This window comes from Streptomyces caelestis (genome assembly GCF_001279005.1).
GTDB lineage: Bacteria > Actinomycetota > Actinomycetes > Streptomycetales > Streptomycetaceae > Streptomyces > Streptomyces heliomycini.
The window spans coordinates 81544-89368 of sequence record NZ_LGCN01000197.1 but is presented as its reverse complement, the minus strand read 5'-3'; the positions used below and the strand labels follow the sequence as shown (position 1 = coordinate 89368).

Genomic DNA, 7825 nt, shown 5'->3' with positions numbered 1-7825 from the left:
ACTGGGTGACCCAACAGCTCGTCTCCAACGTGCCGTTGAACGCCGCCGAGGCCGCCAAGATCCTCGCCCGGATGCCCGGCCACACCCCCTCCGCCGACGTGCCGCCGCAGGTCGCCCCGAGTCCCCGCATCCCGACCGCCGGTGCCCCGACCCCTCCGCCCACCGACGGTCATCCAAGAAAAGACCCCGGGGAAAACACCTCCCACCATCCCGCCCGGCCGGAGCGGAAGCCGGACCCGGAGCCCGAGCCCGCCCTGGAGACGACCGGGACGACCGAGAAGGCCGAGGCCCCCGAAGCCGCCCGCACCCTCGTCGCCGCCCTCCCGCATCTTTCCCCCGACCTGCGCCGCATCCCCCGGGGCATGCACGACGAACTCGCCCGCCTCGTCTCCCACTGGCTCACCGCCGGCCATACCCCCGGGAGCGTCCGCACCCACATCCTGCGCGGCCTCCCCGACGACGGCACCCCCGTCCACCGCCCCGGCGGCCTCCTGCGCTACCTCCTCCGCGACATCCCACCCGTCCCCGTGCCCAGCAGCGCTTCAGCCGCCGCACACCCCGCCCCCGCCCACCCGTCCAGCCGCCTCGCCGCCCTCCGCGAATGCGAGGGCGACCACGTACAGGCGACCCTCTTCCGTCCGGTCGGTGACGAAACCCTCTGCCGTCACTGCCTCGCCCCACCATCGTCCGGCGCACGGGTCTGACGGAGCCGGGAACGGACCCGGACGGCTGCAGCGGGGTCATCGCAGAAGCAGGGAACCGCCCAAGTCCCGGCGGACACCGCGCAGAACCCGCCGCTCAACCCGGCCGCCAGCCTGCTGCTTCGCCCACCACACATCGACCGCTTTCAGCGACACCCCGAAGAGCGCCGCTACGTCCTCACGGTCCTACACCGCCGGCGGCAGATGCCCCGCGCACCCCTCACCGGATCGCTCGTACCCCACCAACACCCCAGAAGCCGAACCGTTTCAAGTCAGAGCCTGGCCGGTCTCCGAATCGCAGGCAGCTTCCTCTGGTTCGCCCTGCGGATGTGTACGACAGTCCCGCGCAGGACCGAGCAGTGTGAGCCAATCAAGGGCAACGTTCCAGTCATCACAGGTCGCCTCACGCGGCCTCACAGGAAACGATCAGGTCATTCACAGGTCTTTATGTTTACGCATCAAGATCTTTTAGTTACGCAACATCCGAGTTGCCCCATGATCAATTCTCTGTGATCAAGCCAGCGTCGACCTGCAAGGAAGGTAACCACCCAGGCGAAGGGCGTGTGATCGAATGCGCACTGCCGGTGACGACTCGCCGTCCCGGCCGGACAGAAGGAGATCTCCATGGGAACGACCAAGCGCGCGTCCTTCCGAGCCGCGATCGTCACCGTCGCCACGCTCACCTCCATAGCCGCGGCACCGATGGCCATGGCGGCCGAATCCGGCGGCGTAGGCGTGCAGGCACTGTACTGCGACAGCAGCGGCTGGACGGCCAGTGGCGACCCGCACGAGCGCTGTACGTCGCTCAGCAACGGTGTCCTTTACCACAGCAAGCGAGCCAGCTCCTCGGGCACCACCCTGCGCACCGGATACGACAAGGACGGCGGCAGCACCATCTCCGCCCAGCTCGGCTACAGCATGAGCGGCACCACCAAGTACGCCAGCGCCGTCAGCATCGCCAATGGCCAGAACAAGTCGAAGAGCTGGACAGTCTCGGGCGACAAGGCCTGCCTGAACAGCGTCGGTCTGCTCTCCTACAGCGGTGGGTCGTACCAGACGCCGGCCGCCCACTGCTGAGCATCGCCATGAGACGCCGGCGCTCCGGATACGGTGGGGCGCCGGCGTCCACGACGTGAAAGACGAACATGTTTGCAGCCATATTCGACGGCCACTACGGTTTTCTGGCCGCCCTCACCTTCGTTGGCCTCGCCATGGGCGGCCTGGCGTGGTGGACGGCGACCAGGAAGGGGAGCCCCCACGGTCTGTGGTGGTTAGCCCTGACGGCCACCGTGACCGGGGTCCTCGGTGTCACCTCCTTCGGGGGAGGCCAGGCGAGCAGACAGTGCGTCATCAACCATGATCTCGCCGAGCCGTTCCATACGGCTCAGGGCCTGTTGAACCTGGCCATGTTCGTGCCCGTCGGCTGCTTCGCCCTGCTGGCCCTGCGTCGGCCGGTGCCGGCGTTCCTCGGCACGGCGGCGCTTCCCTGTCTGATCGAGCTCTCCCAGGCCACAATCCCGTTCGTCGCCCGGGGCTGTGACAGTGCCGATGTCGAGATGAACCTCCTGGGCGGCCTGATCGGGCTGCTGACCGCAGGAGCCTTCCTGGCCCGGCGGCACCGACTCGACTGGAGCGGCTGGGCCAAACCCGCCGCCGTCGCCGGCCTCGCCGTCGCCATCATCGGAACCGTGGTCTTCCGCACCCTGGTGAGCTCGGTCCACTACGACGGCACCGGCCTCAGCGCACCTGGCGAAGACCAGCGCAAGGCCGTGACCCAGGCCGTCCAGCGAGCCTTCGGTGACCGTTTTCCCGTCACGAACGTCTACGTCCAGCCCTGTCTCGACGTCCAATGCACCAATCTCATCTTCAAGGTCGGCGACAACGGCACGGGCACCCTGGAGTGGCCCGGTCAACGGCACCTGAACATCCTGCTCGAAGCCAGCAGCGAGCCCGGTGCCAACAGCTTCCCCGTCGCGGCTGCCGCAGCTCCGCGAGACAAGGACGATGCCTACCGGACCGCCGAGACCTACATGCGCAGCCACTACAACTGGGCCGCAGGCGCCACTCTGCACCGAACCGAACCCGTCGGAGAGGATGCCGAGTTCGGATGGATCACCAGCTGGCGTTTCATGGACAACGACATCCTCATGCCGCGCATGCTCGACGTCCAGGTCAACCGTGCCGGACGCATCTCGCAGGTCGACGTCACCATGGGACCCACCGAACTCGACCTCCCCGCCACAAAGATCAGCAAGGAGCGGGCCGAGCAACTGGTCCTGGAGCACCTCCGGGACGAAGCCGAGGCCGGCGGGAACCCGCCCCCTGATGTCACCGTCGACGCGTTCACCCTCAAGGCGAACGACCGAGGTCGCGGATGGCGGCCCGAATGGATCGTGAACAGCCTGCCCCCTCACGAGGAGGGCACCGAATCCGTCACCACGACCAACTGGGTGGATGCCCTCGACGGCACCGTACACATCAGCGCCTACCCTCCCCTGTGACAACCCGTCCGGGAGCCCGACGTTGCGCAAACTGCGGAGTGGCCCAGCCGTCGAGCGGGTTCCCGCCCACGTCCGCGAGCTGCTGCGAATCGACGTGTACGGGGCCACGGGGGACAACGGGGTGCACCCGCTACTGGGGGAGAGGGGCCTCAGCCCCTTTACAGCCACCCGCCGACAGGGCCGGAGAAGCCGGGGCTCACAGGGACGAGGAGAAAGGGAGAGCGGCCGTTGGACGGCGGGTTCCCCTTCAAGTCCGCGATCACGTCAGCGTGAGCCTGCTCGGCACGGCCCGCTTGACCGCACGTACGGCTGCAGTGGGCAACCGTCGGGACGGGCCGACGGACACCTGCCCCGACAGGCCTGACACCGTCGCCCACCGCCCCGACGGAGCGCCGCCGTGGGGGCGTCGTACCTGGTGGGCGGGGGTGTGGGCGCGGGATCTTCGGGGCATGACGACTTCCCCCCGCACGGAGCGGCGGTCCGCGCTCCCGCTCCCGCTCGCCGATCAGACGGTGTTCTCGTTCCGCTTCACCCCGTCCCCGCGCGGCGCCCGGCTCGCCCGTCGGCTCGCGTCCTGCCAGATGGACGCCTGGGGGTGGCGCTACGGCACCCCGGCGCACGACTCCGTCGAGCTGATCGTGGGCGAACTGGCCGCCAACGCCGTGACCCACGGCCGGGTCCCCGGCCGGGACGCCGAGCTGCGGCTCAGCAGGGAGGACGGCGGACACGTCCGCATCGAGGTGAGCGACGCGCGGGGCGAGCGGCTGCCCGAGGCGCGGGACGCCGGAAGCGAGGAGGACGGCGGGCGGGGGCTCCTCCTCGTCGCCGCCCTGGCCGAGGAGTGGGGAACGGCCCCGCGCCCCGGCGCCCCCGGCAAGACCGTCTGGGCCGTGGTGTCCGCCGCACCGGTCGGCGGGTGAGCGGGGGCGGAACCCGGTCCCTCGGGAGAGGTTCCGGGCCTTGATGTCGGCCGGCTCCCTACGGAGAAGCGGACCCCACATGTCCTGTACGCGGCGAGGACTCGGGTTCGCGGCGGCCACAGGGGTCGCCGTTCGCAAGGAGCCCGCGCGTCCTCTCCGCGATCACGAGCGTGCTCGGCAGCGTCGTCCCGGCCGGCTAGTCGCCGCCCCCGCCGCCTCCCCCGTCACCGCCGCCTCCGTCGCCGCTCCCACCGCCGCCGTCGCCGCCGTCCCCGCCGTCGCTGCCCCAGCCGTCGCCGCCGCCGGGTTCGTTGTCGTCGCGGCCGGTGCCGAGGTTGCTGAACCAGGGGAGTTCCCAGGCGCCGTCGTCCGCCTCCCCTCCGGAGCGGGAGCGGGGACGGAACCTGGCCAGGCCCGTCGTGTCCCCGAGGCCGAAGGAGGCGGCGACCGCGTGGGCCATCACGGCGTCCAGGGGGTCGGGGCTCTCGTGGTGCACGGCGGCCAGCGGCAGCAGCACGGTGCCGGGCGGAGGACCCGGCCACCGCGGCGGACGGGTCAGCAGCGCGACCCGCCGGTCGTCGCGCAGCAGCCACGAGCTCTCCGCGTTCTCGCGCCGCAGCGTCCAGTGCCGGTCGGGCAGGCGTATCTCCACGCCGCGCTTGGACTTGCGGAACGTGCGGCGGAGTTCAAGATGTGCGGTGACGTCGCCGACGGTCAGGTGCAGGCCGCCGTCCGGGGTGGTGGAGTCGCCGCGGAAGCCGTACGGCGCCCGCAGCCGTACGGCGGGGGCGTACGGGCCCCACACGTCCACGCGGACCAGGCGCCGGTCCACGGCGACGGCGATCGCCCCGGCGGGGCCGGGCGCGTACCGTCGCGCGATCCACAGCGGTACGCCCTCCGCGTGCGCCCGCGCGGAGAGCGCGGCCACCTGGTCCGCCCCGCCGCACCCGTGGACCGCCCACTCCCCCAGGGCGCGGGCGAAGTCGGCGGCCCGGCGCACCTTCAGCGGCGTGGTCGTCCCCGTCACACGGGTGACCGGGACGGTGCCGGGGCCCTGCGGCAGCCGGGCCAGGGGGCGTTCCGCGCCACCGCCGCCGAGCCAGCTCCCCCGCAGGTACGCCTCGGCCATGGCGCCGAGGTTCAGCTCGGCCGGCGGGGTCGTCCTGCCGCCCCTGCGCAGCCCGCCCCCGGTGAGTTCCACGGTCCGCGCCAACGGGTTCCGGGACCGTTCCCCGTAGAGCACCTGGTTCATTCCGACCCTCCTGCGACGTCTGCCGTGTGGGGAGACCGTCTCCAGCCGGTGCGCGGTTCCGTGATCCGCCGCACGGGCGAGGGCCCGGCACCGCCGAACAGCGGCGGTACCGGGCCCTCGTCGTGCTTCGAGCGGGTCGCTCAGTGGGCGTGGCCGTGGCCGTGACCACCGGCGGCCGGCTCTTCCTCTTCCTTCTTCTCGACGACCAGGGTCTCGGTCGTCAGCAGCAGGGAGGCGATGGAGGCGGCGTTCTCCAGGGCGGAGCGGGTCACCTTGACCGGGTCGATGACGCCGGCCTTGACCAGGTCGCCGTACTCGCCGGTGGCGGCGTTGTAGCCGTTGCCCTTCTCGAGCTCGGCGACCTTGGAGACGATGACGTAGCCCTCGAGGCCGGCGTTCTCGGCGATCCAGCGCAGCGGCTCGACGGCGGCCTTGCGGACGACCGCGACACCGGTGGCCTCGTCGCCGGTCTTGTCGAGGTTGCCCTCGAGGACCTTGACGGCGTGGACCAGCGCGGAGCCGCCACCGGAGACGATGCCCTCCTCGACCGCGGCGCGGGTCGCGGAGATGGCGTCCTCCAGACGGTGCTTCTTCTCCTTCAGCTCCACCTCGGTGGCGGCGCCGACCTTGATGACGCACACGCCGCCGGCCAGCTTCGCGAGGCGCTCCTGGAGCTTCTCGCGGTCCCAGTCGGAGTCGGTGGTCTCGATCTCGGCCTTGATCTGGCCGACGCGACCCTGCACGTCCTCCTTGTTCCCGGCACCGTCGACGACCGTGGTGTCGTCCTTGGTGACGGTGACGCGGCGGGCGGAGCCGAGCACGTCCAGGCCGACCTGGTCGAGCTTGAGGCCGACCTCCTCGGAGACGACCGTGGCGCCGGTGAGGACGGCCATGTCCTGCAGCATCGCCTTGCGGCGGTCGCCGAAGCCGGGGGCCTTCACGGCGACCGCGTTGAAGGTGCCGCGGATCTTGTTGACCACCAGGGTCGACAGGGCCTCGCCCTCGACGTCCTCGGCGATGATCAGCAGCGGCTTGGAGGCGTTGGCCTGGATGACCTTCTCCAGCAGCGGCAGCAGCTCCGAGATGGAGGAGATCTTGCCCTGGGTGATGAGGATGTAGGGGTCGTCGAGGACGGCCTCCATGCGCTCCTGGTCCGTCACGAAGTACGGCGACAGGTAGCCCTTGTCGAAGGCCATGCCCTCGGTGAAGTCCAGCTCCAGACCGAAGGTGTTGGACTCCTCGACGGTGATGACACCGTCCTTGCCGACCTTGTCCATCGCCTCGGCGATGAGCTCGCCGACCTGCTGGTCCTGGGCGGACAGCGCGGCGACGGCGGCGATGTCGGACTTCTCGTCGATCGGGCGGGCCGAGGCGAGCAGGTCCTCGGAGACCGCGGCGACGGCGGCGTCGATGCCCTTCTTCAGCAGCGCGGGGGAGGCGCCGGCGGCGACGTTCTTCAGGCCCTCGCGGACCAGCGCCTGGGCCAGCACGGTGGCGGTGGTGGTGCCGTCACCCGCGATGTCGTTGGTCTTGGTCGCCACCTCCTTCACCAGCTGCGCGCCGAGGTTCTCGTACGGGTCCTCGATCTCGACCTCGCGGGCGATCGTGACACCGTCGTTGGTGATGGTGGGGGCGCCGAACTTCTTGTCGATGACGACGTTGCGGCCCTTCGGGCCGATCGTCACCTTCACCGTGTCGGCAAGCTTGTTGACGCCGCGCTCGAGGGCGCGACGGGCGTCCTCGTCGAACTTCAGGATCTTCGCCATGGGAGCGGTTCAGCCCTCTCGGAAAACGTGGGTGAAACGAACTGCGCCCCTGACGCCCGGCTTCGTAAGGTCGCGGGGGCCCGGGGCGCAGCTCAAAAGCGGTGTGCTTCGGTGGAAGCGGGTGAACTACTTCTCGATGATCGCGAGGACGTCGCGAGCCGAGAGGACGAGGTACTCCTCGCCGTTGTACTTCACCTCGGTGCCGCCGTACTTGCTGTACAGCACGATGTCGCCCGTCTTGACGTCGAGCGGCAGACGCTCGCCGTTCTCGAAGCGGCCCGGGCCCACGGCCAGGACGACGCCCTCCTGGGGCTTCTCCTTGGCGGTGTCCGGAATGACCAGGCCCGAAGCCGTGGTCTGCTCGGCGTCGAGCGGCTGGACCACGATGCGGTCCTCGAGCGGCTTGATGGCAACCTTGGAGCTGGTGGTCGTCACGATCCGACCTCCCCCTTCGGAGATCTCACGGGGTTAACTGTCTGAGGTGGCGACCAGGTGGATCCGTCGTCGCGGGTGCCGGACCTGCCCGTCGCGTGTTTGGCACTCTCCAGGGGGGAGTGCCAGACCTGAGACTATGACTGCGATTAGCACTCGGTCAAGCGGAGTGCCAATTGCCTGCGGCGCGTCGCGGGAGTGGGCGCCTTTTCGGCACGCGTGCGTGCGGCTTGCCGGTGTGGTGGTGAGCGTC

At 70.3% G+C, this 7825-nt stretch carries 7 protein-coding genes; 4 read left to right on the top strand and 3 right to left on the bottom strand.

Annotated features, from left to right (window positions below; genetic code table 11):
• The 4 genes from ADK41_RS19565 to ADK41_RS19550 form a co-directional block, all read left to right on the top strand.
• Positions 1-704, top strand: a 704-nt coding sequence (locus tag ADK41_RS19565; RefSeq protein ID WP_037804809.1) for a hypothetical protein, incomplete at its 5' end; no start/stop codon positions are given.
• Between the two features lie 621 nt (positions 705-1325).
• Positions 1326-1778, top strand: a complete 453-nt coding sequence (locus ADK41_RS19560; RefSeq protein WP_037804811.1) for a hypothetical protein — start codon at positions 1326-1328, stop codon at positions 1776-1778.
• A 68-nt stretch (positions 1779-1846) separates the two neighbouring features.
• Positions 1847-3202 carry a VanZ family protein gene (locus ADK41_RS19555; RefSeq protein WP_030831518.1) on the top strand — a complete coding sequence of 452 codons (1356 nt, stop codon included), beginning with the start codon at positions 1847-1849 and terminating at the stop codon, positions 3200-3202.
• Positions 3203-3651: 449 nt separating this feature from the next.
• On the top strand, positions 3652-4122 hold the full coding sequence (locus ADK41_RS19550; RefSeq protein WP_030831521.1) for an ATP-binding protein: 471 nt from the start codon (positions 3652-3654) through the stop codon (positions 4120-4122).
• Positions 4123-4318: 196 nt separating this feature from the next.
• On the opposite strand, the gene ADK41_RS42175 is transcribed toward ADK41_RS19550, so the two are convergent.
• The 3 genes from ADK41_RS42175 to groES all read right to left on the bottom strand — a co-directional run bounded on the left by ADK41_RS42175 (position 4319) and on the right by groES (position 7575).
• Entirely contained in the window at positions 4319-5374 is a 1056-nt protein-coding gene (locus ADK41_RS42175; protein ID WP_030831525.1) for a hypothetical protein, read from the bottom strand.
• A gap of 140 nt (positions 5375-5514) precedes the next feature.
• Positions 5515-7140, bottom strand: a complete 1626-nt coding sequence (gene groL, locus ADK41_RS19540) for a chaperonin GroEL (protein ID WP_030831528.1) — start codon at positions 7138-7140, stop codon at positions 5515-5517.
• A 126-nt stretch (positions 7141-7266) separates the two neighbouring features.
• Complete coding sequence (gene groES / locus ADK41_RS19535) at positions 7267-7575, bottom strand: co-chaperone GroES (RefSeq protein ID WP_003998759.1); 309 nt, start codon at positions 7573-7575, stop codon at positions 7267-7269.
• Positions 7576-7825 lie beyond the last annotated feature (250 nt).

Coding starts and splice junctions, on each gene's coding strand:
- ADK41_RS19550 (WP_030831521.1), top strand. CDS start 3,652: ATGACGACTTCCCCCCGCACGGAGCGGCGGTCCGCGCTCCCGCTCCCG.
- ADK41_RS19555 (WP_030831518.1), top strand. CDS start 1,847: ATGTTTGCAGCCATATTCGACGGCCACTACGGTTTTCTGGCCGCCCTC.
- ADK41_RS19560 (WP_037804811.1), top strand. CDS start 1,326: ATGGGAACGACCAAGCGCGCGTCCTTCCGAGCCGCGATCGTCACCGTC.
- groL (WP_030831528.1), bottom strand. CDS start 7,140: ATGGCGAAGATCCTGAAGTTCGACGAGGACGCCCGTCGCGCCCTCGAG.
- ADK41_RS42175 (WP_030831525.1), bottom strand. CDS start 5,374: ATGAACCAGGTGCTCTACGGGGAACGGTCCCGGAACCCGTTGGCGCGG.